General features: G+C 59.5%; 26 protein-coding genes. 17 read left to right on the top strand and 9 right to left on the bottom strand.

Translation table 11 applies throughout. The annotated features are described in order from the left end of the window. Positions 1-61 precede the first annotated feature (61 nt). The 4 genes from HYPGJ_RS02785 to HYPGJ_RS02800 form a co-directional block, all read right to left on the bottom strand. Positions 62-733, bottom strand: coding sequence for a MarC family protein (locus tag HYPGJ_RS02785; protein ID WP_046845727.1), 672 nt, complete (start codon positions 731-733; stop codon positions 62-64). Between the two features lie 80 nt (positions 734-813). Further along, entirely contained in the window at positions 814-1,260 is a 447-nt protein-coding gene (locus HYPGJ_RS02790) for an NUDIX domain-containing protein (RefSeq protein WP_046845728.1), read from the bottom strand. 2 nt (positions 1,261-1,262) lie between these two features. Beyond that, positions 1,263-2,441: an FAD-dependent monooxygenase gene (locus HYPGJ_RS02795; protein ID WP_046845729.1), complete on the bottom strand. Its 1,179-nt coding sequence runs from the start codon at positions 2,439-2,441 to the stop codon at positions 1,263-1,265. Between the two features lie 42 nt (positions 2,442-2,483). Continuing rightward, positions 2,484-2,726 carry a zinc-finger domain-containing protein gene (locus HYPGJ_RS02800; RefSeq protein ID WP_013214108.1) on the bottom strand — a complete coding sequence of 81 codons (243 nt, stop codon included), beginning with the start codon at positions 2,724-2,726 and terminating at the stop codon, positions 2,484-2,486. Positions 2,727-2,832: 106 nt separating this feature from the next. On the opposite strand from HYPGJ_RS02800, the gene HYPGJ_RS02805 reads away from it, so the two are divergent. The 11 genes from HYPGJ_RS02805 (at position 2,833) to HYPGJ_RS02855 (ending at position 12,534) form a co-directional block, all read left to right on the top strand. Further along, a complete protein-coding gene (locus tag HYPGJ_RS02805) occupies positions 2,833-3,645 on the top strand; it encodes an alpha/beta hydrolase (RefSeq protein ID WP_046845846.1) in 813 nt (270 codons plus the stop codon). A 486-nt stretch (positions 3,646-4,131) separates the two neighbouring features. Beyond that, a complete protein-coding gene (locus HYPGJ_RS02810; RefSeq protein ID WP_052750770.1) occupies positions 4,132-4,818 on the top strand; it encodes an extensin family protein in 687 nt (228 codons plus the stop codon). A 156-nt stretch (positions 4,819-4,974) separates the two neighbouring features. After that, positions 4,975-5,616, top strand: a complete 642-nt coding sequence (locus tag HYPGJ_RS02815) for a TetR/AcrR family transcriptional regulator (RefSeq protein ID WP_046845730.1) — start codon at positions 4,975-4,977, stop codon at positions 5,614-5,616. A gap of 116 nt (positions 5,617-5,732) precedes the next feature. Beyond that, positions 5,733-6,656, top strand: a complete 924-nt coding sequence (locus tag HYPGJ_RS02820; RefSeq protein ID WP_143440475.1) for a hypothetical protein — start codon at positions 5,733-5,735, stop codon at positions 6,654-6,656. A 207-nt stretch (positions 6,657-6,863) separates the two neighbouring features. Continuing rightward, a complete protein-coding gene (locus HYPGJ_RS02825) occupies positions 6,864-7,289 on the top strand; it encodes a DUF2852 domain-containing protein (RefSeq protein ID WP_013214112.1) in 426 nt (141 codons plus the stop codon). A 76-nt stretch (positions 7,290-7,365) separates the two neighbouring features. Further along, positions 7,366-7,767 (top strand): DUF2852 domain-containing protein, encoded by a 402-nt coding sequence (locus tag HYPGJ_RS02830; protein WP_046845732.1) that lies wholly within the window; start codon positions 7,366-7,368, stop codon positions 7,765-7,767. A 180-nt stretch (positions 7,768-7,947) separates the two neighbouring features. After that, positions 7,948-8,679, top strand: coding sequence for a DnaJ family molecular chaperone (locus tag HYPGJ_RS02835; RefSeq protein ID WP_013214114.1), 732 nt, complete (start codon positions 7,948-7,950; stop codon positions 8,677-8,679). Then, complete coding sequence (locus HYPGJ_RS02840) at positions 8,676-9,446, top strand: N-acetylmuramoyl-L-alanine amidase (RefSeq protein ID WP_046845733.1); 771 nt, start codon at positions 8,676-8,678, stop codon at positions 9,444-9,446. The genes HYPGJ_RS02835 and HYPGJ_RS02840 overlap by 4 nt, the downstream gene beginning before the upstream one ends. A 93-nt stretch (positions 9,447-9,539) precedes the next feature. Beyond that, positions 9,540-11,168, top strand: a complete 1,629-nt coding sequence (locus HYPGJ_RS02845) for a phosphoethanolamine--lipid A transferase (protein WP_046845734.1) — start codon at positions 9,540-9,542, stop codon at positions 11,166-11,168. Between the two features lie 88 nt (positions 11,169-11,256). Further along, the gene (locus HYPGJ_RS02850; RefSeq protein ID WP_046845735.1) at positions 11,257-12,099 is read left to right on the top strand and encodes a pentapeptide repeat-containing protein; all 843 of its coding nucleotides are present in this window, start codon (positions 11,257-11,259) and stop codon (positions 12,097-12,099) included. A 150-nt stretch (positions 12,100-12,249) separates the two neighbouring features. After that, positions 12,250-12,534 carry a hypothetical protein gene (locus tag HYPGJ_RS02855; RefSeq protein ID WP_046845848.1) on the top strand — a complete coding sequence of 95 codons (285 nt, stop codon included), beginning with the start codon at positions 12,250-12,252 and terminating at the stop codon, positions 12,532-12,534. 44 nt (positions 12,535-12,578) lie between these two features. Here the strand turns inward: HYPGJ_RS02855 and HYPGJ_RS02860 are convergent, their stop codons facing one another. Together HYPGJ_RS02860 and HYPGJ_RS02865 are read right to left on the bottom strand one after the other, a co-directional pair. Beyond that, positions 12,579-12,905: a hypothetical protein gene (locus HYPGJ_RS02860; RefSeq protein WP_052750771.1), complete on the bottom strand. Its 327-nt coding sequence runs from the start codon at positions 12,903-12,905 to the stop codon at positions 12,579-12,581. A gap of 552 nt (positions 12,906-13,457) precedes the next feature. After that, complete coding sequence (locus HYPGJ_RS02865; RefSeq protein WP_046845850.1) at positions 13,458-13,988, bottom strand: DUF2478 domain-containing protein; 531 nt, start codon at positions 13,986-13,988, stop codon at positions 13,458-13,460. Between the two features lie 292 nt (positions 13,989-14,280). Between HYPGJ_RS02865 and fdxA the strand changes: the two genes are divergently transcribed. Beyond that, positions 14,281-14,625 carry a ferredoxin FdxA gene (gene fdxA, locus HYPGJ_RS02870; protein ID WP_013214122.1) on the top strand — a complete coding sequence of 115 codons (345 nt, stop codon included), beginning with the start codon at positions 14,281-14,283 and terminating at the stop codon, positions 14,623-14,625. 78 nt (positions 14,626-14,703) lie between these two features. Here fdxA and HYPGJ_RS02875 read toward each other — a convergent pair whose 3' ends face one another. Next, positions 14,704-14,982, bottom strand: a complete 279-nt coding sequence (locus HYPGJ_RS02875) for a hypothetical protein (RefSeq protein WP_046845736.1) — start codon at positions 14,980-14,982, stop codon at positions 14,704-14,706. 428 nt (positions 14,983-15,410) lie between these two features. Here HYPGJ_RS02875 and HYPGJ_RS02880 point away from each other — a divergent pair, with 428 nt between their 5' ends. Continuing rightward, positions 15,411-16,697 carry an ABC transporter substrate-binding protein gene (locus HYPGJ_RS02880; RefSeq protein ID WP_046845737.1) on the top strand — a complete coding sequence of 429 codons (1,287 nt, stop codon included), beginning with the start codon at positions 15,411-15,413 and terminating at the stop codon, positions 16,695-16,697. Positions 16,698-16,711: 14 nt separating this feature from the next. On the opposite strand, the gene HYPGJ_RS02885 is transcribed toward HYPGJ_RS02880, so the two are convergent. Beyond that, the gene (locus HYPGJ_RS02885; protein WP_046845738.1) at positions 16,712-17,491 is read right to left on the bottom strand and encodes an FCD domain-containing protein; all 780 of its coding nucleotides are present in this window, start codon (positions 17,489-17,491) and stop codon (positions 16,712-16,714) included. A 35-nt stretch (positions 17,492-17,526) separates the two neighbouring features. Next, the gene (locus tag HYPGJ_RS02890) at positions 17,527-18,213 is read right to left on the bottom strand and encodes a hypothetical protein (RefSeq protein ID WP_244465993.1); all 687 of its coding nucleotides are present in this window, start codon (positions 18,211-18,213) and stop codon (positions 17,527-17,529) included. A gap of 375 nt (positions 18,214-18,588) precedes the next feature. On the opposite strand from HYPGJ_RS02890, the gene HYPGJ_RS02895 reads away from it, so the two are divergent. The 4 genes from HYPGJ_RS02895 to HYPGJ_RS02910 all read left to right on the top strand — a co-directional run bounded on the left by HYPGJ_RS02895 (position 18,589) and on the right by HYPGJ_RS02910 (position 23,105). Beyond that, positions 18,589-20,370 (top strand): APC family permease, encoded by a 1,782-nt coding sequence (locus tag HYPGJ_RS02895; protein WP_046845852.1) that lies wholly within the window; start codon positions 18,589-18,591, stop codon positions 20,368-20,370. A gap of 103 nt (positions 20,371-20,473) precedes the next feature. Further along, positions 20,474-21,079 (top strand): dimethylamine monooxygenase subunit DmmA family protein, encoded by a 606-nt coding sequence (locus HYPGJ_RS02900; RefSeq protein ID WP_046845739.1) that lies wholly within the window; start codon positions 20,474-20,476, stop codon positions 21,077-21,079. Then, a complete protein-coding gene (locus HYPGJ_RS02905; protein WP_046845740.1) occupies positions 21,076-22,035 on the top strand; it encodes a PDR/VanB family oxidoreductase in 960 nt (319 codons plus the stop codon). Before HYPGJ_RS02900 ends, HYPGJ_RS02905 begins: the two co-directional genes overlap by 4 nt. A gap of 29 nt (positions 22,036-22,064) precedes the next feature. Beyond that, positions 22,065-23,105: a DUF3445 domain-containing protein gene (locus HYPGJ_RS02910; RefSeq protein ID WP_013214130.1), complete on the top strand. Its 1,041-nt coding sequence runs from the start codon at positions 22,065-22,067 to the stop codon at positions 23,103-23,105. Positions 23,106-23,145: the final 40 nt, after the last annotated feature.

Genomic DNA, 23,145 nt, shown 5'->3' on the forward strand with positions numbered 1-23,145 from the left:
ATTTCCACTCCCTGCTGTCGGCTGCAAACTAGGTGATTTCGCTCAACCGGGGAAGCACGGCTTAGTGCGCGCGGGCGAGTGTCGTTGCAATTGCGCCCTGCACGCCTGAGATCAGGATCTGGATGCCGATGCAGAGCAGCAGGAACGCCGACAGGCGCGTGAGGATGCGTGCGCGGGCGGGGCCGAGCAGCGCCACGAGGCGATCGGCGGACGCGTAGCAGATGGCAACGGCGAGCGAGACGACGATCGCGGCTGCCGATGTGCCCGTGTAGAATGGCAATAGGGCTTCCGTCGTCGAGGGGCGGCTGGCGCTCAACGCGATCGCGACGGAGATCGTGCCTGGGCCCGTGGTGAACGGCATCGTCAACGGAAAGAACGCAATGTCGCTTTCGCCCGCTGCCGACGCCGCGTGATCCTGTTTGCGGTCTTCGTTTTCCTTGGGATCATAGAGCATGCCCCAGGCGCTCGCCGCGACGACGAGGCCGCCCGCGACGCGCAGCGCTTCGATGCTGACGCCGAAGAAGCTCATCAAGGATGCGCCGATGAGCAGCGACACCAGCATGACGATGGCGGAGTAGACGGCGACGCGATATGCGAGCGTTATGCGTTCGGCATGCAGTCGTCCGATGGTCACCTGACTGTAGATCAACGCGCCGCCGATCGGATTGACGATCGAAAACAGCGCCGGCAAGGCGACCAGGAAACTGCCGATCATGCCGTTGAAGATGTCCATATGCCCTGTTCGATCTCGAGTGGTCTATCCGAGCTTGCGCCCGGCAAGGAAGCCGTCTTCGTTCAAGCGGTGCGGGAGACTTACCATGCGCTCGCGCGCTCGGAGCCGGAAAAGATTTCGTTCAAGCGGCGCTTGGTGGCCGCGCCGGTCGTCGCCGGGAGATTGTCGAGTGCGAAAAATCGTTGCTCCGCGATTTCGGCATTGGCTGCGGGGATTTCATCCTGGCGCCAATGCTCGACGATGAAGAGCACGACATGATCGCCGGGAAAGACGGCAAAGTTCGTGTAGATGCCGAAAAGGCGAGCCGGCTGCGTGATCGTCACGCCTGTCTCTTCGAGCAATTCACGACTCAACGCGCGGTCGATGGTTTCGCCGTGCTCGATGCCGCCGCCTGGGAAATGCCAGCCGGGGCGATAGCCGTGACGGATCAGCAAAACCTCGGAGGCTTCGTTCACGACGACGGCTTGTGCGCCGAGCGTCACGAGATCGGAACGCGGGGAGAGAAACGATGCGAGGCGGAGCGGCATGCTCAGAGCCTCCAGCCGTAGAGCCAATCGAAGCCCGCCATGACGCGCGCGGGCGGCGCGAGGCGCATCGTCGTGTTGCGCGCCAGCGCGGTGGCGCCAGCCATGTGATAGATGCGGCCGTTTCTTTGTGATGCTTCCACGACGCGGCGCGCGCGCGGACGGCGGGCCTGCTCGTAATTCTGCAGCGATGCTTCGACGTCGCTTCGCCGGTCTGTGAGAGCCGCGGCCAGCGTTATCGCGTCTTCGAGCGCCAGCACCGCGCCTTGCGCCAGGAACGGCAGTACGGGATGCGCGGCATCTCCGAGTAGTGTCGCGCGGCCGGTTGACAAGCGTTCGAGTGGTGGCATCCGGTAGAGCGACCAGCATCGCCAATCGTTGGCTGTGGCGATGAGGGCTTGCAGCGGCGGCGCGTAGTCGCGAACTTTCTCGTGCACCGTTGCGGCCGAAGCCGATGTATCCCATCCGCGCTCGCGCATCGTGTCGTCGGCGATCACGACGAGGGCGATGTCGCGTCCGGCATTCACCGGATAGTGGACGACATGAGCGCCGGGCGCGAGCCAGATGTGCACGGCGTTCGGTGTGAATTCGGGCGCGAGATCGCCGGCCGGGATAACGCAGCGAAACGCGACTTTGCCAGCAGGCTGTGGAGAGGCTCCCGGTGCGATTTTATTGCGAAGGTTCGACCAAAGCCCATCGGCGCAGACGAGTGCCGAAGCTTTCAGCGTTTCTCCGCGCGTGCCGGTTGCCGTGATGCCGTCAGGCTCGGTGACGAACGAAGCGATTTCGATACCGGTGCGAAGATCGATCAGCGGATTTGCTTCGGCGCGTGCGCGCAGCGCGACGTGCAGATCGCGCCGGTGCGCCGTCCAATAAGGAGCGCCGTGCCGCTCCGCGATCCAGGTTCCGAGCGGCAGACGAGTCAGTTCGCGGCCGGTCTTGCCGTCTCGAACGCTCAGGACATCTGGCGTCGCGGCGTGAGCTTGCAGAAACTCCGCGACGCCGAGGCGTTGCAGAATGCGCGTGCCGTTGGGGCCGATTTGAATGCCCGCGCCTTCTTCGGGAAACGCTTCTCGGCGTTCATAGACTTCCGAAGCGATCCCGTGATTGGCGAGTGCGAGCGCGGTCGCCATGCCGCCGATGCCGCCGCCTGCGATTGCGACACGGAAATCATTCGCGCTCATCAGACGTAGTGCCGGATGTGCGGTGCGCGGTTCATTAGACGATCAGGCGGCGTCGGAGACGAGGCTGTTCTTCGGATCGCTCTCGTCGGCCTTGAGGCGCGGATCGTAGATGTAGAGCGTCGAGCAGTACGGGCAGAGGATTTGGTTGTCCTGTCCCATGTCGAGGTAGATGTGCGGATGGTCGAACGGCGCGCGCGCGCCCATGCAGTTGAATTCCTTGACGCCGACGAAAATGCGCTCGGCGCCGACGTCGTTTGCGAAATGAGGGATCAGTGCTCCGGCCATGCGACGCCCTTTAGCGAATTGGAGATTTGCGGCGGCACCATACCTTCTGGGCGCCGATGATGGTAGGGGAGATACCTCATCCTTAGAGAGAGTGGGCAGCGACGGCATGAAGCAGTTCGACAGCGCGGGCGTGGAGATCGCCTACCTCGATACGGGTAGCGGTAGCGGTCCTGGCGACGGCACGGAAAAACCGCCGGTGCTGTTGATCCACGGTTTTGCGTCGAACGTCGAGACGAACTGGGGCGGGACGGGCTGGGTCGATTTTCTCCGTAAGGCCGGATACCGGGTCGTCGCGTTCGACAACCGCGGTCATGGGCACAGTCAGAAGCTTCATGAATTGACCGATTACGGTGCGCCGCTGATGGCCGAGGATGCCAAGCGGCTGCTCGACCATCTCGGCATCAAGCGCGCGCACGTCATCGGGTATTCCATGGGCGCGCGCATTGCCGCATTCCTGGCGCTGGCGCATCCCGAGCGCGTCGATCATGTCGTTTTCGGCGGGCTCGGCATCAACATGGTACGCGGCATGGCCGGAACGGGGCCGATCGCGCGGGCGCTCGAGGCGGAGAGCATCAACGATGTGACAAATCCCACCGCGCGGACGTTTCGCGCCTTCGCCGAGCAGACGAAAAGCGATCTCAAAGCGCTTGCGGCGTGCATTCGCTCGGCGCGGGCGCCGATCACGGCGGAGATGGCGGCATCCATTTCAGCGCCGGTTCTCGTGGCGGTCGGGGAAGCCGACGTCATCGGCGGATCGGCGTACGAACTCGCCAAGCTCATTCCCGGTGCGCGGGCGATCACGATGCCTGGGAAAGACCATAACCGCGCCGTCGGCGACCGGATGTTCAAGGCTGAAGTTCTGGCGTTTTTCGAAGGCCGCAAATCTCTCGAAAGCGGCGCCGCGGCGGGCGAAAAATAATTGCCCCGACGGCCGTTGCCCGAGCCTGCGCCTGAGGGAAAGCGGTTAGGCCAGACATCGGGCGTCAGGGCACATGTCCGCGAGACGCGGGCTGTCTCGCGGTATTTCCAGCCGTGCTCTCCGTCACACATCTTCGGATCGGTACGCGGTACAAATCCGATCGAAGACTATGAAATCAGCGCATTCCGAGCTGGTACGCAGGACATGTCCGGCCGGCAGCGCCTACGGGAGCAAATGCCCAATAGCGGGGCTCGATGACGGCGGGATTTCAGGCATGTGTCGGGATCGATTTGGCTGTGGATAACTTGCGCAATTCGCAGCCGATGCCTTGACGGCCACAGCTTCGCTGCGAGGCGCTGATTTGCCTGTCTGCCTCCGCTTTGACTCCGCGACGGCCAAAATCAGCCTGAAAAATAGGGGATTTTATGCGTTGGGCGGGCGCTTCTTTACTCTCGATTAACCTTACCTCCGTTTACTTGGCGCGTCATGGTCTTGCGTCGTATCTGCGTCTTTGCTCCGCTGATCGTCCTGTTGTTGTCCGGACCCGCGCTCTTGTCGGGCTGCGGCACATCGGGGACGAATTTCGTCGTCAAAGACGATCCATGGCGCTCGCCCGAAGAACGCGCTTGCCTTGCGTCCGGCGTCGTCCGCCAGTCGGCGTTCGTGCGCGCCCGTTCGGCGCTTGGCGGTCCGAGCGTCTGCGGCGCGGAAACTCCCTTCGAAATGCTGGCGGCCGATAGCGGCCGGGTGATGCTCGAGCCTTCGGCATCACTGCGCTGTCCGATGATCCCGCAGATCGACAGCTGGGTGAAGAACGTCGTCGAACCGGCGGCGCGCTATTATTTTCGCCAGGAGCTCGCGGGGCTGAAAATTCTCGCGTCGTATTCCTGCAGGCCGATGAACAGTGTCGATGGCGCGCAGATTTCGGAGCACGCTTACGCCAACGCTCTCGATGTTGGCGGGTTCAAACTGGCGAACGGCGATACGATCAGCGTGCTTCGCGACTGGAACGGCTCGGAGCGCGAGCAGGCGTTTCTGCGGCGTGTGCACCAGGGGTCGTGCGAGTATTTCACGACGGTGCTCAGTCCGAACTACAACCGGCTGCACGCCGACCATTTCCATCTCGATCTCGCTCGCCACGGACGTGACGGCCTGATGCGCATCTGCAAGTGACGCCCGAGTAAGCGCCGGTGCGTGTGCGAGGCGGCGCAAACCCGCTGGAGCTTTCCGATTTTGGTGGAGCCGCAGAAAGGCTCCAGCCTTTTGTCGATCGTGCTTCTTACCGGAAAACCGGTTCCCACTTTTCCGGAAGCGCTCTAGAAGCGCCATATGACCTGGGATCAAGATCCGCCGCCCGGAGCGCGACGCGGCTATCATCATGGCAACCTGCGCGAAGCCTTGATGAAGGCGGCGCTGGAGCTGATTGCCGCGAAGGGCCCGGCAGGATTCACGTTTGCGGAGGCTGCGCGCGCAGCGGGCGTCAGTCCGGCGGCGCCCTACCGGCATTATCGCGATCGCGATTCCCTGATGGCGGACGTGGCGCGCCGCGCGTTTGAGCTTTTCGCAGCGAAACTCTCGCAGGCCTGGGCGAAGGGGACGCCTGATCCGTTCAAGGCGTTCGAGCGAGTGGGGCACGCTTACATCGCGTTCGCGCGGGCGGAGCCGGCGCAGTACTCGGCGATGTTTGAATCGGGACTGTCGTTCCAGGCGTTTCCGGATCTGCACGTCGCGGGCGACCGGGCGTTCAACGTGCTGCGCGATGCGTGCGCGGCGCTGATCGCGACGATGCCCGAGGGCAAGCGTCCGCCGGTCATGATGATGGCGCTGCACATCTGGGCCGAGGCGCACGGCATCGCGTCACTCTTCGCGCGCGGCGACGAGGCGCGGCGCCCGATCCCGATGAGCCCCGAAGACCTGCTCGACGCGGCGGTGCTGATTTATCTGGATGGGTTGGGGGTGAGGAAGGGTTGAGGTGTTAGTAAAACGTCGGCATTTCGCAGCAAGTGCGTCAATCTCTTTTATAGGTTGTAATTATTCGACGACGTCAGATATGCTCAAGAAAAAAATAAGTTGCCCTGGGGGGATACGTGGAACTCTTATTTCCGCATCGCGTCGAATATGAAGTGCCAGACACAGTTGCAATTGAAGATGTAATCGGCACCCTCCAGGCCAATCAAAGACTGGTATATGAGCTCGGAGAATTCCTGAATACCCTGTTCGATGGCCTGACGGTCGAACACGCTTCTATTCGCGTTCAAACCATATCAACTGGCAGCCTCAAAGAATATTTTTTTCTTGCCCTAGTAGTGGCATTCCAAGACGACTTGAAGCGCGAGGTGCCCGCCGCACTTCATGATTGGTTCGGCGTTTTGCCCCCGGAACACTATAACACTCTGATCACTATATGCGTAATGATGTTACTTTTTTACGGAGGAGATTATTTATATAAGAGGGTAATAGATAATGCAGGCTCAAAAATTCTACGCGAGCAATTGGATTTTGTAATTGCCGAGTTGGCGATTCACTCTCAACGAAGTGAAGCACATATTCGCAAGAATCTCGAGCATCAGTTCGCTAAACCGAGAAAGCGCAAAGAACTTGCAAAAGCTGCGGTCAAATTCTTTAGGCCGAGCAGAGTTCAACAAAACGGCCCAATTTTAATTGGTGACCGGCAAATAGACCCACCAACGATTGCGCAAATTCCTTATCAGATTGATATCGATAAGCTTCAAGAAGGTGATAGGTACAGCGACTTAAACGGTGTTCGCATTGAATTTCACGCTAAAGACCGAGATAAAGGAGATGCTGGCTGGGCCTGCATAGTTCCTACTGTTTCCGATCTGCGTATTAAAATGCAACTCTATCCGGATATTCCACCCGGGGATCTGTGGGAGTGCAATACAGCTTGGGCCGATATCAAAGTAGTCTATCGGACCGACAAGAATGGCATTGAGCGTCCAATTCTAATTTACCTGATCCGGCTATTGGAAGGGCCAAATCCGAAACCCTAGGTTTTCCGCGGCGCCGAGGTTCGCCATGGAGAATGGAAAGCGCATTGTCGAATGATCTGAATGGTTACCCGCTAGCGATCAAAAGCGGGGGACGCCTGTATTGTGATGTGAAAAATTTCCCCGCCCCCTCCCTTGAAACCGCCCCTTGCTCTCCCACCTATGTGAATGTAAAATACATTTACATCCCTAAACGAGGAGAGGGTGGCGATGGCGCAAGTGGTTCAGACTCTTGACGATTTCGGCAGGCCGGCGTGGCTTGTCGCGATGGTCCTGGGGTTCGTTCTTTTCTGGCCGATTGGGCTCACCATCTTGGCCTATATGCTTTGGAGTGGACGCATGAACTGTGGATGGCACGGCGGACGCGGACGATGGGACAACCGGTTCGTGGAACGGTTCGGCCGGGCGAAAGACCGCGTCGAAGGCGAGATGCGGAACTTCGCACGCGGCGCGTATTCAAGCGGCAATAAAGCGTTCGACGACTACCGCGAGTCGACGCTGAAGCGTCTCGAGGAAGAAGAGCGCGAGTTCCGCTCGTTCCTGGAGCGCCTGCGTCAGGCCAAGGACAAGTCGGAATTCGATCAGTTCATGAGCGAGCGTCGCGATCGCCCCGCCGCAACCGAAGGCAGTGTTTGATCGTATACGATGTGTGAGGCGGCCTCTCGGTCGCCTCATTCGTTCGCCTCAATCGTTGGCGTGTGGGAGACGTTCGATGCCGCTGTTTTTCTTCCCATTGCTGTTCGTCGTGCCGTTTGTCGTGTTGGCGATGATCCTGTTTTTCGTCGGCTCGATCGTGATGAGGCTGATGTTCTTCGTCGCGATCGCGGCGTTCGCGGGGCTCATACTGTTCGGTACGGGGCTCTTTGGCGTGTTGGTTCGGGCGCTGGGTTCCGGCGTGCGGCGTGCCTATTGGTCTTATCAGAACCGGCGGTTTGACAGTCCGGCCCCCCCGCGCGATCTCGACAACGCGGCGTTCGAAGATTATCGGCGCGCGACGATGACCAAGCTCGACTCAGAAGCGCAGGAATTCCGGGCGTTTCTCGCGAAGCTTCGGCAGGCGGCGGATGCGGCCGATTTCAAGGCGTTCCTGAATTCGCGGCGCGCTGGGTCCTAAAGCCTGCGAGCCGGCGAACCTACGGCCGGAGGCTTTCCGCCCCGGCTCTGCGGCATACCAGATATTTCCGGCTTTCCGCTTTTGTTGCAGTAAATTTAGGGGAAGTCTTTTTCGACGTCCCTTATGCTTCCGTTCGGCGGCTGAGGAAGCCGTTCAGGGCTGACGACGGGTGGCCGGACGATGGCGTGGCAATTTCTGAAAAATGCGGTGGCTGCCACTTATGGCGGTGGGCTGCGCTCGGCGCTCGAAGCGTTCAAGGGATCGCTCGGCATCGATGGCGCACGTTCGCCGGCGCAATCGCGCGTCGCGTTTACGATTGCCGTTGTCGCCCTTGCCGCGAAGATGAGCAAAGCCGACGGCGTCTCGCTGCCGGTTGAAGCGCAAGCTTTCGAACGGCAGTTTTCCGTGCCCGATACCGAGCGTGCGCACGTCCGCCGCCTGTACCAGCTCGCAAGCCAGGACGTCGCCGGTTACGAGGCGTATGCGGCACAGGTCGCGCGTCTGCTCGAGGATCAGCAGGACCTCAAGATTTCGGTGCTCGAGTGTCTGTTCCATGTCGCGAGCGCCGACGGGGTGCTGCATCCCGATGAAGACCGCTATCTCGCGCACGTTTCGGAAATTCTTGGACTGTCGCAGCGCGAGTATCGCTGCGTTCGTCGCGGGTTCGTCGTCGATGCGGACAGTCCCTACGAGGTCTTGAGCGTTTCGCCCGCGGCGTCCGACAAAGACATCAAGGCGCGGTACCGCGATCTCGTGAAGAGCCATCATCCGGATGCGCTGGTCGCGAAAGGCGTTCCGCCGGAATTTCTCGCCGGCGCCGAGCGCAGGCTTGCAGCGATCACGGCCGCTTATGAAGAAATTCTCTCCGAACGCGGATTGCGCGCCGAACGCGCGCTGGAATCCAGTCCGTGACGTTCGCAGCCGATAGTCCTCTCGTCGGTTCGGTGCGCGTTGCGGAAAACCACGAGCCGCGACGCGGTGGCGTCCGGCCGTCGCTGCTCATTCTGCATTACACCGGAATGTCGTCGGCGGCGAAGGCCATCGACTGGCTGGCGCGCGCGGAGAGCAACGTCTCGTGTCACTATGTCATCGATGAAGATGGACGCATCACGCAGCTCGTGCCGGAAAGCTTGCGCGCCTGGCACGCCGGGGCTTCGTTCTGGCGCGGCGAGACCGACATCAACTCGCATTCGATCGGCATCGAGATTCAAAATCCTGGACACCAGCATGGGTATCCGGATTTTCCAGCGGCTCAGATGCAAGCGGTGATCGCGCTGGGTAAGGACATTGCGCAGCGGCATCGGATGGCGACGGACGCGGTTCTCGCGCATTCGGATGTCGCGCCGGGGCGTAAGATCGATCCGGGTGAGAAGTTCAATTGGGCGCTTCTGGCGCGTCAGGGCCTCGGCCTTTGGGTGCGGCCCTCGTCGGTGCATGCCGACGATCCTGGGCTCGACATCGGCGCGTCGGGGAGCCGGGTTGCCGCCGCGCAGGAACTGCTCGCGCTTTATGGATATCGTGTCGAGCAGACCGGAATTCTCGACGACCGCACGAGCCATGTTCTCAAGGCATTCCAGTCGCATTTTCGGCCCCGCCGCGTCGACGGCAGACTAGACCGATCGACCGAGTTGACGCTGGAGAGGCTGATTGGCGTATCTGACCGACACGTCGCCGCTTGACGCGGCCGTCGCGTTGACGTTGATGCTGCGTCCGAATTCCTCCGCATAGCCAATTCGTCTCATGCCGTTTTCCGGTGAACGCCAGGATCGACCGTGTTCAAACCTCGCCGTCCTGAAATCCTAATTCTTCTGCTCGCGATTTATATCGCGGTGGCGCTCAATTATGCGTTCTGGCGGAAATTGCTGATTGCGGCCGCGCCGCATAATTTCGGCGATTGGCATTTTGTCGTCGCAACGCTGGTGGCGGCGGTCGCCGCGCTTTATCTGATCCTACTCGCCATTTCGTATAAGCCGGTCATTCGCGCCATCGTCTTGATCGTGCTGCCGGTGACCGCTGCGGCCAGCTATTTCATGACGGAATACGGCATCGTCATCGATAGCGACATGGTGCGAAACATATTCGAGACGGACACGCGTGAAGCGCGCGATCTGATGTCATTGAATCTCGTAGCCTGGGTTGCGATCCTTGGCGTGCTGCCTGCGGTGCTGTTCGCGGCGATCCCTTGGACAGCGCAGACGTTCAAGGCCGAAGCGCTGGGCAAGGCACGGTATGCGGCGCTCGCGGCCGTGATGCTGGTGCTCGCGATTTTCCCGGTCTGGGGCAGCTTTCTCTCCATTTTCCGCGAGCAGAGCGATTTGAAGCTGACGCTGACGCCGTTGAATTATATCGCGGCGACGTCGAAATACCTGAGAAAGCGCACCGTCACGCAAGCCCAGGTCATCGCACCTTATGGGGAAGATGCGCATCGGGCCGCGACTGCGCAGTCGCGAGGACGCAAATCGCTTTTCGTCGTCGTGGTCGGAGAAACGGCGCGCTGGGATCATTTCTCGCTCAATGGTTACAGCAAGCCGACCAATCCCATGCTGTCGAAGGTCGAGGGTCTCATCAACTATTCGCAGGTGTATTCCTGCGGGACGGATACGGCGCAATCGGTGCCGTGCATGTTCTCCGGCTTCGGAAAGGCGGCCTTTTCGAATGCGAAGGCGGCATCGCGCGATAATCTCCTTGATATTCTGAAGCGCGCGGACATCGACGTTATCTGGCGGGAAAATCAAGCCGGTTGCAAAGGCGTTTGCGATCGCGTTCAGACTGAAACGCTGACCGGGCACGCCGCTCCGACGTTCTATCCAAGCACAGAAAATTTCGACGACGTGCTCGTCGATGGTCTCGATCAGCGCATCGCGAACATGCAGCGCGATACCGTCATCGTGCTGCATATGATGGGCAGCCACGGCCCGGCGTACTGGAAGCGGTACCCGGAGAAGTTCGAGGTGTTCAAACCGGCGTGCAAAGTCGTTCAGTTCAGTGACTGCGAGACGGCGCATATCATCAACGCCTACGACAACACGATCCCTTATACGGATCATGTTCTGGCGCGTCTGATCGGCGTTCTGTCGACCGCGGAAAGTCACGGCGTCGACGCCGGAATGCTGTACGTTTCAGATCACGGCGAAAGCCTCGGCGAGCACAATATGTATCTTCACGGGATGCCTTATGCGCTCGCTCCGGAGGCGCAAATTCATGTGCCCATGGTTGTCTGGCTTTCGCCGTCCATGCGGGAGGGGGCGGGTATCGACGCCGGCTGTCTCGTCCAGCGCTCTTCGCAGCGCGTCAGCCACGATAACCTGTTTTCGTCCGTGCTCGGGATGATGGACGTAAAAACACGCGTTTATGATCCGGCGCTCGACCTATTTTCGGCGTGCCGGCGGCGAGCCTCTTAAGTGCTTCCGCAGCATTCCCATTTTAGCCAGAACGAATATTCTTCGCTTTCGACTCGGGCATGATGCCGTGAGCGGGTGAGGTCCTGGGATGCGTCGCCGATTGCGCCAAACCGTTGTGATCGCAGCATTGTTCGCTGCTGCTGCAGGGTTCGTCGGCGCGTCTGCCGAGCCGGCAACCGGACCGGTGCCAATGCACGCGGAAGTCACCGCTTACACGATCACGGCCTTGCTGCATAAAGCGAAGCCCGGCGAACGACCGAATCTTTCAGGAAAGTTCCTGGTCTATCTCGATCTTGCGGACCTCGATTTTAAAGGCGCCAACCTGGCGCGTTCCGATTTCTATGGCACCGATTTCACGGATGCCAATCTGTCGGGCGTGGATCTGTCGCATACGAGGCTCGACCGGTCCGTGTTGATCCGCTCCAATCTCTCGGGCGCAAATCTCACAGGCGCGACGATCCTGCGGCCGACGATATACTCGGATCTCTCGAGCAAAACGTCGGATGCTCCGCGATTTTCCGGTGCGAACCTGTCGAAGGTCCGCGTGCAAGCGGAATTGTCAGGGTCCGATTTCAGAGGCGCCGATATGACGGAAGCGAATTTCGCGCCGCTCGAATGGCGGTCGGGCGAGGGCACGCTCGCGACGGCGTATCGGAACATTCTCAAGTACTGCGATTTCTCCGGGGCGCGTTTGCACGCTGCGAACATGCAGCGCTCCGTCTTGTGGTTCGCGAAGTTCACCGGTGCCGATCTGACCGGCGCCGATTTTACGGACGCGGATCTTTCGCGCGCAGACTTCGCGGGGGCGGATGTTTCCGGTGCGAATTTTTCTCAGGCCAACCTGGATGGCGCCAGTCTTGTCGGCGTCAAAGGTCTGCACGAAGCGATAGGTCTCGATCAGTCGATCAATTTGGATCGCGCGACCCGCTGAGTTTGAAAACATTCAAGCGTACGATCATAAACCGGCGGTTTTTCCGGTCTCGCGACAGTTTGCACTTTAATTAAATCGGCGAAGCCTGTTAGAGTTCGATAAACCATTTATTGTCAGTATGTTAATAAGCATGTTGGCGCGAGGAGCATGATGCGTAACGCGACATCCCATCTGTGGTCTTGCTGTGCGATTGCGGTCCTTGCAACGGCTGGGCTCGCGACGCAGGCGAATGCCGTCAGCTTGCGCGTGAAGCTCGCGTGCTCAAGCGACTATCGTGCGCTCTGCAGTCAGTACGCTTCCGACAGTCCCGAAGTTCGCGCATGCATGCGCGCCGCGGGCGAGCGGTTGTCGCCTCGCTGTCTCAATGCGCTGATCGCCGCCGGCGAAGTCTCGCAGGAAGAAGTCGCGCGCCGGGCTGCACAGGCGCATCAATAATTTTTGAATGATTGCGATCGCGCGTTTCGTGTGAACGCGCGAGATCAGCTTTTCTGCGTCGACAGCCGAGCGCGCGGAAACACCGTCAACATTGGTCGATTGCTGGGCTGCCTCGGTGCAATCGTGATCATCGAGCGGTTTCGGTTTTTCGTTTTTTTGGATGTCGCCAAAGCTCGCACTTGCGTCAGGGCGAGAACGGCAGCCTTCAGTTTTGCCGGATCGCGCTCCCCTTTATCGGCTGCTTCAAAGAGGCGGCCAATCATGTCGGCAATCTGGAAGTCCGCGCGCCGTGCGCTGATCTCCGCCATTGCCGCCTGCAGGACGCGATGAAAGCTCTTCAACTCGTCGGAACTGTAACCATCGACTTTCATGGTCGTCGCTTTGTCCTTGGAGTAGGGATGGCCAGATCATGCCGGCCACCAACCGGCGCATCGAGACCGCGCCGACCCCTCAACATGTGGTGATGGTCGAGGGTTCCACTAGGACAGGAACACTTTTTCTTTGGGCCAGGACTTGAATTTTTCAGCGATCTGCTGAGGTGGGTGGTTTCGGCAGGTGTGGGTACGGATATCAGTTTTGCGACGCAGCGACCTGGATTCGTTGTTTCGACGAACTGATAGGTTTATGAGGAGGAGATCATGCACCGAAGCGTTTTCATCGCCTTTGGATTGTGCGTGCTAACGTGCTCTGCGCCAGCCCATGCTATCGGCTTAGGGGAGGCGGGTGAGTTGGAGCATGCGCGTGCGAATGCGCGGGCGGGCGGGCCGTTGAGCGAGCGCGACGCCGAGCTTCTCGAACGGTATGGATGTTTGAGCGGGACGGATAGCGCGTTCTGCAAACGACAGTCGCAGCCTACGCGAGATCGCGTGCAACGGCGCCGGCATAAGAAATACTAGAGCCGATCGGGATCGTGGCGCGGCGGTTTAAAGGCTCGTCGCGGTCTTTTGTACGCTGGCGCGCCATTGATCGAGCGCGGCTTCTTCTGGTGAGAGATAAACGGCGCCGTCCGCCGTATAGCCCGTCCACGATTTGCGATGGCGCTGCGATACGGTCGTCAGAACGGGCTTTCCGGCCTCGATCGCTGCGTCAAATGCGGGGGCCAGACCGCCGCGTTCCGCTTCGAGCTTACCGAACTTGCTGAGCACGACGATATCGCAATCGGCGATCTGCTTCAGAAGCTCTCCGCAGGCAGTTTCGACGCCGTCGGCATCGAGGTGGCAGGAGGTTTCGGCCCTCGGGGTTTCGACGTAGATGGAGTAGGCTTTGCCGGAAACGACGTCGCGAAGGTATCCGGCGCGGCAGACGCGATTTTCGAGCCCGTGCGTCTCGGCGATAAGCCCGACGACGTTCAATCCGGCGGCGCGCCATCTCGAAGCGGCGTCAGCGAACAGGGCCTGGATCGTCGGATCATCGGCTCCGACGACTGTCGCGATCGAGCTTGTTGCGAGCGTCATGATGGCATCCTCGTAGCTTGATCCGGCGCAAACCAACGACTTTCAAACTCGTCGAATTATAGGCTCACGGCGAATTGATACATTTAATGTATATCTTTTGCCTTGACCCATGCGCAACATGGAAGAAAAGCGCGGGTTGCAGGAGATGCGCGCCGATTGGCCAAATTGTGTGGAGGCTTGGCACGTTCTATCGGATGGTCCGGAGCGGCGATATGTTGGCGCCGGACCTCAATGCCAGGGCTCAGACTGCATCGCTTGCTGAGCAAAAGATTGGAGCGATTTATCCGAAATCATGACCTACGTCGTCACAGAGAATTGCATCAAGTGCAAATACACCGACTGCGTTGAAGTGTGCCCCGTGGACTGCTTCTACGAAGGCGAGAACATGCTCGTCATACATCCTGACGAGTGCATCGACTGCGGCGTGTGCGTGCCCGAATGTCCGGCGGAGGCGATCTTCTCGGACGCCGAACCACAGGCCACCGCGCATTGGCTCGACCTCAATCGCAAGCATGCGGATCAATGGCCGAACATCGTCGCGAAGAAAGCAGCGATGCCGGATGCCGATGCAGAGAACGGCCGTGCCGGGAAGGCCGCCGAGTTCTCGCCCGAGGCTGCGACCGAAGACGCAAAATAGCCCGTCTGCGAGAGGCAGCCTCGGCTATTCCCTGTTGAATTGATGCACGATGTTCCGGCGAGCGGCGCTCGCGGGAAACTACTGCTCTTTGTCGAAGCCGCGGATCGCCCATGCCGCTGCGAGGCCGAACAGCCAAAGCGCGATCGGCGGCGCGAACAGAAGAATGGGAACTTCGATCAGGTCGCCGCGGCTGTTCAAGCTGCCATGCGCGCCTTCGAGCATCAGGTAGATGGTCCAGCCCATGATCCAGCCGGCCGAGAGCAGCATCCAGACGCGGAAGAAGCCACGCTTCCAGTTCACCTGGCGGGCGTCGCTCAAGTCGACCGAGTCCCGGCGCGACAATCCAAAGTTCGGCATTCGGTCTCTCCTCGTGGGCAGGCGGGGAAGCCTAAGCTTTCCAGGTCGAGTCCGCTAGATCGCGTTTTAGCTCGCGCCATTGCGCATGAACAAGAATTTGCGAAAGGCCGGGCGGTCGCCAATATGTCGGACGGGCGCTTTTCGCCTATCCGCGGCGCAACTTTATGACGTCGAAGGCCGGTTCGGGCTTTGCGGGCCACTGCGCGACGATAACCCGCGCGTTCTAGGCAACGTGACGGCTTTGGGTACGCCTGCGGGCCGAAACTCTATGGCCGACCGGCAAGCGGACATATATTTCTCCAGCTTTTCCGGCTTCGGTCTTTGACTTATCAAGCGGCTTGTAATCAACCGGAAATCGCACCAACTTCTGTTGCCCCGGTTCGGCTCGATGGCCGCCGCATTCCCTACGTCCGAAAGACCCGTTCGAAATGGCCAAGTCGCATTTTCCGCTTATTTCGGCGCTGTCGGTGGCGATGCCACGCCGCAAGTTCGTGACGAAGAAGACGGTCAATGTCGGGTTTCTTGCGCCGCTGTCCGGCCCTTTGAAGTCCTGGGCGGAGCCAGGGTTCAATGGCTGTCTGATCTGGCAAGAGCGGATCAACGCGAGCGGCGGATTGCTGATTGGCGATCATCGCTACCTGATCAACGTCATTCCGTATGACACCCAGTTCCAGCCCGACCGCGCGTTCGAAGGCGCGCGCAAGCTCGTCATAGAGGACGAGGTGAAGTTTCTCATCATGGTCGGCGGCGACGACTTCTCGCGGCCGTTGAGGGATTTCCTGAACCAGCGGCGCATTCTCGTCAGCACGGCATTGCCGAGTGATCTCACGCCCGACTCGCGCACTCTGATTGCTCCGAGCGAAGTTCATCCGATTTACAACGTAACCGGCGTCGACTGGCTGAAGCGGACGCATCCGAACATCAAGACCGTCGCGATGTGCACGCAGAACGACGCGCACGGCATCCCGTCGATCGCTACGTATCGCGCGGCGTTCGAAGCCGCCGATATCGATGTTGTCGCCGAGCTTCTGTTTCCGATCGAGACCTCGGAATTCAAGCCGCTCGTTGAGGAACTGCTTGCGAAGAAGCCGGACCTTCTATGCTGGGACACGGCCTACGAGCCGTTCGTTCACGCGCTGACGATCGAAGCGTTCCGGCAGGGTTACCGTGGGCCGATCCTGTCGTGCACATGCGATAACTATGTCGAGCTGATCGCCAAGACGTCGGCCGAGTTCATGGAAGGCTTTGTCTTCCAGTTTCCTGATTTCGACGATCCGAGGCTGAACGATCAGCAGATCAGTTTCGAAAATCCGAACGGCTTTTACGAGGAATTCTGCGCGCGGTTTCCGGGCACATGGAGCGCGGTCTCGTGGCAATACGTGTCGGTGCTCGATATCTGGAAGTCGGCGGTCGAACGATGCCGCTCGTTCGAACCTGCAACCGTCATGGCGATGATGAAGGTCGGGGGCCGCAGCCGCAACGTTTTCGGGGACGCGATCTGGTGGGGCAGGGAGCTGTTCGGCATCGACAACGCGCTCGTCGGATATTGGCCGGTGGTGAGAATTCAGGACGGACGGGCGCGGATCGTGGAATTCGGCTCCATCCTCGATTGGTGGTCAAAGCATAAAGAGGTGCTGATCCGGCACATGCGGAAGATGGGGCTCATGTGGGATCAGCGCGAAGAGAAAATCGCGGGCAGCCGATATATTCTCTAGGCGCGGGATCGCGATCAGGGCTGATAGAGCAGATCCTGCTGATTGCTGGCGATGATGAGGTTCATGAACTCCATCGCGCCCTCGATGTCCCGGCTTTCCAGCGCCTCGAAAAGAGAGCGGAGCCGCTGGCGGCTGTCGCTGATCCGCTTCGGGGACAGCGATTGAATGCGCGTTGCAAGCCAGTGGGGCTGGCAGCGAACTTCGCCGACGATCCGGTACATGGTGATCAGCAGCCGGTTGTGCGTGCCTTCCGCAATCTTCATCAGGAACTGCTTTTCCAGATGCGCGAATTTCGCGGCGTCGGCGACGACGGTCTCGATATCTTCAAGGAGTGTACGCAGTTCGTTCAGGTCGCGCACGGACATGTATAGCGCGCCGAGCCTGACGATTTCCGGCTCCAGCAGCGAACAGACGACGCCCATCTCGAATGGAGACGCCGACTCTACGATCGGCTTGATGTCGAGATAATCCAGCGACGGCGGCGCCTGGACGGGTGCGCTTTGCGGAGCCGGTGCTGGCGGCTTGTAGACGACGTAAGTTCCGCTGTTGGCGCGTCGCACGACGACGCCGTAAGTTTCGAGAAATTCCAGAGCCTGCCGGACTGTCGAGCGCGTCAAGCCGAACTCGTCGGCGAAATTGCGCTCAGCTGCGAGGCGAGACCCGAAGGAATACTCGCCCGAAACGACGCGTTCGAAAATGCGGCGTGCGGCGAGTTTCACTTTCTCCTTGGCGAACGGCGGGTCGATGCCCTCCTGCTCCCAAGGTGGAATAGCTTTTGACATTGCCCCGGCCATTTCGTCTCCCGTGTTCGTTCGCGTTTCTGTGTTTTCTAGTCGCGATGTGCGTGTGCGCCGTCGCCGCTGTCAGGCTTCAGCCCGACTGTCAGATAGGCGGCGTCGATGAGCGGACGCATTTCGACGACTGTATTTTTCGCTACGGATCGCCATTGCGCCTCCGTGCTTTTGACGATGCGCACGCGTCGTGCGGGCAACGAGGCGCCGGTAAGATCGACAAGAACGCGGGTGCCGGTTGCGTCTTCACCGAATGCGGCGTGGATGGCTTGCGTGCGCAGTAGAGCGTGATCGGGTTCGGTACTGTCTGCGCAGACCTGATCGTAGATCGAATCCGTGAGGGCCGCGGCGCCGGCGCAGAGCGTCAGATATTTCTTGCGGCGGAGGCCTGTCAGCACGTCGGGGTGATTGGCTGCGAGCAGGAAATGAAACATCGAGCTGCTTGCCGTCGACGGGATGTCCATCCGCTGGACCCAGGCTTCAACATTTCGCCATTGCGTGCGCGCAGCGCTCAGAGCGGCGATCGCTTGCGTGCGACGACCGGCAATGAGTTCGCCCAATCCAAGATTGCTGAGAGCTGCCGCGCGGCGCGGATCTTCGTCGGGCAAGTGATCGGCGAAGGTGCAGCTATCCCGCCAAAACGAGGCGGCTTCGTCGATGCGTGCCTCTTCGACGGCGCGCAGACCTGCCAGCGTGCAGGCAAGCCAAGCATCGGGCCGGTTCATCTCATTCACTATGTCCGGCTCCTCAAACGCATCGGTCACGACGTCTGGTTATGAAACTGGCATGGAAAGCGCACAAAATCAAACCAAAAATCACCAATTACCACCAGGGTTTCCAAAACGATTATAATTCAACAAACAGAAGCTTTATTTCGCAAATGCACAGTATTTCCTAGTCATGCTCAAAGCTTGAGCAAGGCCAAAAATTTCCCCACCGGAAACGAATTTTAACTTGCTTCCTTTGCAATATGTGAAAATATCGCACCCATCAATCAAGAAATGTCGAAATTGGTCATTATTTGGCACGATTGGTTGAAAAACAAACAAAAGATAACTGCATCGCAAAAGCGGCAGAACACGTTTCCTGGGAGGGAAATAATGACAGTTGAAGCAGCAAGCTTTTCAGGGGGGCAAGCCCCAAAAGAACTTGTACGGTCGATAGACTGGCGTGGCGCATTTTGGGTGGCGAGCGGCGTGCCGGCGCTGGTGCTGTTCTCCATCGGCGGCATCGCGGGCATGACCGGCAAGGTGGCGTTCCTCGTTTGGGCCGCCTCGATGGTGATGGGATTCATCCAGTCATTCACGTATGCGGAAATCGCCGGACTGTTTCCGAACAAGTCGGGTGGTGCGTCGATCTATGGCGCGGCGGCATGGGTTCGCTATTCGAAGATCATCGCGCCGCTGTCGGTGTGGTGTAACTGGCTGGCGTGGACGCCCGTGCTATCGCTCGGCTGTTCGATCGCCGCGGCCTACATTCTGAATGCCGTCGGTCCAATCCCGGCTACGGATTCGCCGGAAGTGCTCGCCTGGGTGCAGGCGCACGCGGCTTCGCTCACCGCTGATAGCCCGCGCGTCGTTGAGTGGCTCGCGGCCAACGCCGGCAAGACATCGGCTGATGCCATCAGCGCCCTGCTGGCGCTCGACGGTGTTGCAGCGCTGACTCCGACCATCCGCACATGGAGTCTGTTCACTCAAAGCCTCGGTCCGGTTACGTTCTCGCTCAACGCCGTGTTCTTCATCGGTGCGGTGCTGATGCTCGTCACCTTCGCCATCCAGCATCGCGGCATTCTTGGAACCGCGAGCGTTCAGAAATATATCGGACTGCTGGTGATCATCCCGATGCTGATCGTCGGCGTCGTTCCGATCCTGACCGGGCAGATCGACTGGTCGAACTATTCGCCGCTGGCGCCGTTGAAGGCGGCGGCTGTTGCGGAGACTGGTCCGTGGGACATCAACGGCTGGACGTTGGTGCTCGGCGGCATGTTCATCGCGGCCTGGTCGACGTACGCGTTTGAGACGGCCATCTGCTACACGAGCGAATTCAAGAATCCCAAGACCGACACGTTCAAGGCGATCTTCTATTCCGGTCTCTTGTGCCTGCTGCTCTACACTCTGGTGCCGTTCACGTTCCAGGGCGTTCTCGGTCTCGACGGCATGCTCGCTGCACCGATCGTCGACGGTTCTGGCGTCGCGGCAGCGATGGCCAAGATGGTTGGCGGCACGGGCTTCCTGGTCAACATCATGGTCATGATGATGATCCTCGCGCTGATGCTGTCGATCATGACGGCGATGGCCGGCTCGTCGCGCACCTTGTACCAGGGTTCGGTCGACGGCTGGCTTCCGCGCTTCCTCGACCACGTCAACAGCCACGGCGCACCGACGCATGCGATGTGGACGGATCTCATCTTCAATCTCGGCCTGCTTGCGATTGCGGCCGCGGATGCGACGAGCTTCTTCTTCATCCTGGCAGTGTCGAACTGCTGCTACATCATCTTCAACTTCCTGAACCTCAACTCCGGCTGGCTGCATCGTATCGATAACGGCCATATCGAACGTCCGTTCAGGGCGCCGACGCTGTTGCTCGCGCTTGGCGTGCTGTTCTCATTCGTCAATGCCGGGCTGATGGGTGCGGGTGCGAAGGTGTGGAACCCGCTGGCGCTGACGTCGGCTGCGATTGCGGCGGCGCTGATCATTCCGGTGTTCTGGTTCCGCCACTACGTTCAGGACAAAGGGCAGTTCCCGCAGCACATGCTCGATGACCTGAACCTGACGACGGACAGCCTCCGGGCGCGTAAGGCGGGCATCCTGCCCTACATCGTCCTGCTCGCCGGCGTTTCCGTCGTCCTCGTCGCTAACTGGTTCTTCCAGCTTGCGGGGTGAAGCATAAGATATTGATCGCGGCGAAGAACTTCAGGCTGAACAATTTACGTTCTGCAGCTTCGCCGCGATCCCATTATTTTTATAAGGGAGAGCACTTGGAGAAATGATTCAACCAGGATTTAAAAGTCGGCCGACTTACGAGAAACTGAAGCCGGACCCATTCGCCAAAAGCAATATCGTTATCGTCGACACCGAAGGAAGCGACGCATTCGTCGACTTGGCGGGCGCTGCGAGCGCGGAATTTCTTGCTCGAACGACCGTGATGCTCGACCGCGAGTCGGCTTCGGATGACGCCGTCGCGAACAAGGTGAGGGCAACGAATGTCGGGAACCTGTGGACCTTTCCGACGCTCGAAACTTTGATTGCGCGCTTTGACAGCGTGCTCGCCATTTCAAAAATGGGCACGCGTATCTATGCGGCCGGACGCGAACCGCTGATCGGCTCCGTCGTGAAGACGGCTATTGGGCACGGTGTTTCTTATACTTCCGTCTATCGAGAGCACCGCGGATCGCTCAAGCGTCGCGTCCAGTGCGTGCACTGCAAGGGTTACACCGAAAACGTGACGACCAATCCGGTGCGCTGCACGCACTGCGGCCTCACGCTGCTCGTGCGCGATCATTATTCTTGGCGCATTGGAGCATTTCAGGGCGTCTGCATCGACGCCGAGAAGCCGGGCGAAGTTCCAGAGACAAAGGTTGATTTTGCATGACTACGAACGCCTCGCGGCGTGTGCGCGTCGAGGAACTCGAGCGCGTCGCCAATCGCATCAAAAGGTTTTCATTCGTCCCCGTTGACGGGCAGCCGCTGCCGATTTTCTCGGCCGGTTCGCACGTGATCGTCACCATGCGCGACGGGAACCGCGTATTCCGCAACCCTTACTCGTTGATGAGCTCGCCGCTCGACACGAGCACCTATCAGATCAGCGTTCTGCGCGTCGACGACACGCGCGGCGGTTCGGCGTTCATGCATGAGAATGTCTCAAAGGGCATGACGCTCGAAATCAACGAGCCCGTGAATCTTTTTCCGGTCGATCGCACGGGCCGGAAGCACATCCTGTTGGCGGGCGGGATCGGGATTACGCCGTTCATGGCGATGATGGCGCAGTTCAAGCACGACAAGACGAATTTCGAACTGCACTACGGCGTGCGCTCCCTGGAAGAGGGTGCCTACTGCAGCCTGCTCAACGCCAACGACGCGGGTGTCTTCCTCTATCGCGCTGACCTCGGGCAGTTCATTCCGCTTGAGCAAATTCTCGAGAACCAGCCGCTCGGTACGCATCTGTATGTCTGCGGCCCGCAGGGAATGATCGACTGGGTTCTGAAGACGGCGAAAGAGCAAGGCTGGCCGAAAGAAAACGTCCATTACGAGCACTTCGCTGCGCCCCCGCCGGGACGGCAATTCGTCGTCAAGCTTGCAAAGTCAGGGCGCGAGATCGTCGTCGGCGAACATCAAAGCATTCTGGAAGCCTTGGAGCAGGCCGGCGTGGACGCGCCCTACCTCTGCAGAGGCGGCGCATGCGGCCAGTGCATCACGAACGTTTTGGAAGTGAACGGAAAGATGCTCCACAACGACCATTACCTATCGGACGATGAAAAGAGCTGCGGAAACAAGATCGCGACATGTGTGTCTCGAATGGACGGCGGCAGCCTGACACTCGATCTCTGAGACGCACCGGTAAAATAAAGGATGATGCCATGAATACGATTTTCAAAGACGAGACATTCCGGGACGACTTCACATTTTCCAACAGCCCGGCGGCGATCAAGCGTTTTCCCTTTCCCTATTGGGAAGACAAGTATCGCTACTCAGTGAATATCGAGCCGCATGTGCCGGGCCCGAAGGGGTCGGTGTATGAATTTCCGTTCGACGTCGATGAGCACTACGTGTCCGACATGCGTGACCGCGCACTCGTGCTCAAAGAAGATCCGACGCGCTGCCAAGCGCTGCCGCACATGATGCTGGCGCAGTGGGATACGCTCGAGCTGATCATGACCAGCCTAGCGCGCGACTATCCCGAGCACTTTTCGCTCGAGAGAAACGGTGACGATTGGCACTGGATCAATCGCCCGCTCAGGATCGAGAACAAGTTCCGTTTTGGCGATGCTTCGACGCTGCCTTACGAACCGATGGAATACATCACACGCCAGTGCCAGGGCGATTTCACGCTTTCGGATCAGCGCGACAACAATCTTTGGATGGATGCGGGCATCGCGACGGCGCAAGCCGACTGGTCGTTGGATTTCGACGTCGGCATGAACTTCATGGAGTGGCATGCGCCCGTGCCGCTGGCGCATGAAGCAGGCGTTTTCGATCGCGCGCTGAAATTCCTTCTCGCGCTTCAGTATGGAAAGCCCGTGCGTCGTCTCAACTGGACGATGACGATCAATCCGCGCCTCGATACGAGCCCAGAAAACTATCACAAATGGGGCCCCGATCGCGCGACTGTCACGCCGGAGAACGTGGGCGATAAGGTGCATTTGCGCGTCGAACTTCAGGCGCTCTGGCGTCTGCCGCGCTCCAACGCAATTCTGTTTTCGATCCGCGCCTATCTGATCAAGATGGACGAACTCGTCACCGACCTTAACAAGGCTCGGAGAATGCATCGCGTTCTTCAGACGCTGCCGCCGGAGCTGGCTGAGTATAAGGGCATCACCCGCTACTTCGATGTCACGAAGGAATGGCTCGCCAAGTACGATGACGGCAAGCCCACGCCTGTCGGCTTTTTGTTCGAATAAGAAAGTAAGAAGCGATAGTCGGGCCTTAGGCCCTGAACGT

Origin of the sequence: Hyphomicrobium sp. GJ21 (genome assembly GCF_001006785.1) — a bacterium.
Taxonomy (GTDB): domain Bacteria; phylum Pseudomonadota; class Alphaproteobacteria; order Rhizobiales; family Hyphomicrobiaceae; genus Hyphomicrobium_B.

Excerpts from the sequence above, each read along its gene's own strand:
- HYPGJ_RS02785 (WP_046845727.1), bottom strand. The coding sequence starts at position 733 with ATGGACATCTTCAACGGCATGATCGGCAGTTTCCTGGTCGCCTTGCCG.
- HYPGJ_RS02790 (WP_046845728.1), bottom strand. The coding sequence starts at position 1,260 with ATGCCGCTCCGCCTCGCATCGTTTCTCTCCCCGCGTTCCGATCTCGTG.
- HYPGJ_RS02795 (WP_046845729.1), bottom strand. The coding sequence starts at position 2,441 with ATGAGCGCGAATGATTTCCGTGTCGCAATCGCAGGCGGCGGCATCGGC.
- HYPGJ_RS02800 (WP_013214108.1), bottom strand. The coding sequence starts at position 2,726 with ATGGCCGGAGCACTGATCCCTCATTTCGCAAACGACGTCGGCGCCGAG.
- HYPGJ_RS02805 (WP_046845846.1), top strand. The coding sequence starts at position 2,833 with ATGAAGCAGTTCGACAGCGCGGGCGTGGAGATCGCCTACCTCGATACG.
- HYPGJ_RS02810 (WP_052750770.1), top strand. The coding sequence starts at position 4,132 with ATGGTCTTGCGTCGTATCTGCGTCTTTGCTCCGCTGATCGTCCTGTTG.
- HYPGJ_RS02815 (WP_046845730.1), top strand. The coding sequence starts at position 4,975 with ATGACCTGGGATCAAGATCCGCCGCCCGGAGCGCGACGCGGCTATCAT.
- HYPGJ_RS02825 (WP_013214112.1), top strand. The coding sequence starts at position 6,864 with ATGGCGCAAGTGGTTCAGACTCTTGACGATTTCGGCAGGCCGGCGTGG.
- HYPGJ_RS02830 (WP_046845732.1), top strand. The coding sequence starts at position 7,366 with ATGCCGCTGTTTTTCTTCCCATTGCTGTTCGTCGTGCCGTTTGTCGTG.
- HYPGJ_RS02835 (WP_013214114.1), top strand. The coding sequence starts at position 7,948 with ATGGCGTGGCAATTTCTGAAAAATGCGGTGGCTGCCACTTATGGCGGT.
- HYPGJ_RS02850 (WP_046845735.1), top strand. The coding sequence starts at position 11,257 with ATGCGTCGCCGATTGCGCCAAACCGTTGTGATCGCAGCATTGTTCGCT.
- HYPGJ_RS02855 (WP_046845848.1), top strand. The coding sequence starts at position 12,250 with ATGCGTAACGCGACATCCCATCTGTGGTCTTGCTGTGCGATTGCGGTC.
- HYPGJ_RS02860 (WP_052750771.1), bottom strand. The coding sequence starts at position 12,905 with ATGAAAGTCGATGGTTACAGTTCCGACGAGTTGAAGAGCTTTCATCGC.
- HYPGJ_RS02865 (WP_046845850.1), bottom strand. The coding sequence starts at position 13,988 with ATGACGCTCGCAACAAGCTCGATCGCGACAGTCGTCGGAGCCGATGAT.
- fdxA (WP_013214122.1), top strand. The coding sequence starts at position 14,281 with ATGACCTACGTCGTCACAGAGAATTGCATCAAGTGCAAATACACCGAC.
- HYPGJ_RS02875 (WP_046845736.1), bottom strand. The coding sequence starts at position 14,982 with ATGCCGAACTTTGGATTGTCGCGCCGGGACTCGGTCGACTTGAGCGAC.
- HYPGJ_RS02880 (WP_046845737.1), top strand. The coding sequence starts at position 15,411 with ATGGCCAAGTCGCATTTTCCGCTTATTTCGGCGCTGTCGGTGGCGATG.
- HYPGJ_RS02885 (WP_046845738.1), bottom strand. The coding sequence starts at position 17,491 with ATGGCCGGGGCAATGTCAAAAGCTATTCCACCTTGGGAGCAGGAGGGC.
- HYPGJ_RS02890 (WP_244465993.1), bottom strand. The coding sequence starts at position 18,213 with ATGAACCGGCCCGATGCTTGGCTTGCCTGCACGCTGGCAGGTCTGCGC.
- HYPGJ_RS02895 (WP_046845852.1), top strand. The coding sequence starts at position 18,589 with ATGACAGTTGAAGCAGCAAGCTTTTCAGGGGGGCAAGCCCCAAAAGAA.
- HYPGJ_RS02900 (WP_046845739.1), top strand. The coding sequence starts at position 20,474 with ATGATTCAACCAGGATTTAAAAGTCGGCCGACTTACGAGAAACTGAAG.
- HYPGJ_RS02905 (WP_046845740.1), top strand. The coding sequence starts at position 21,076 with ATGACTACGAACGCCTCGCGGCGTGTGCGCGTCGAGGAACTCGAGCGC.
- HYPGJ_RS02910 (WP_013214130.1), top strand. The coding sequence starts at position 22,065 with ATGAATACGATTTTCAAAGACGAGACATTCCGGGACGACTTCACATTT.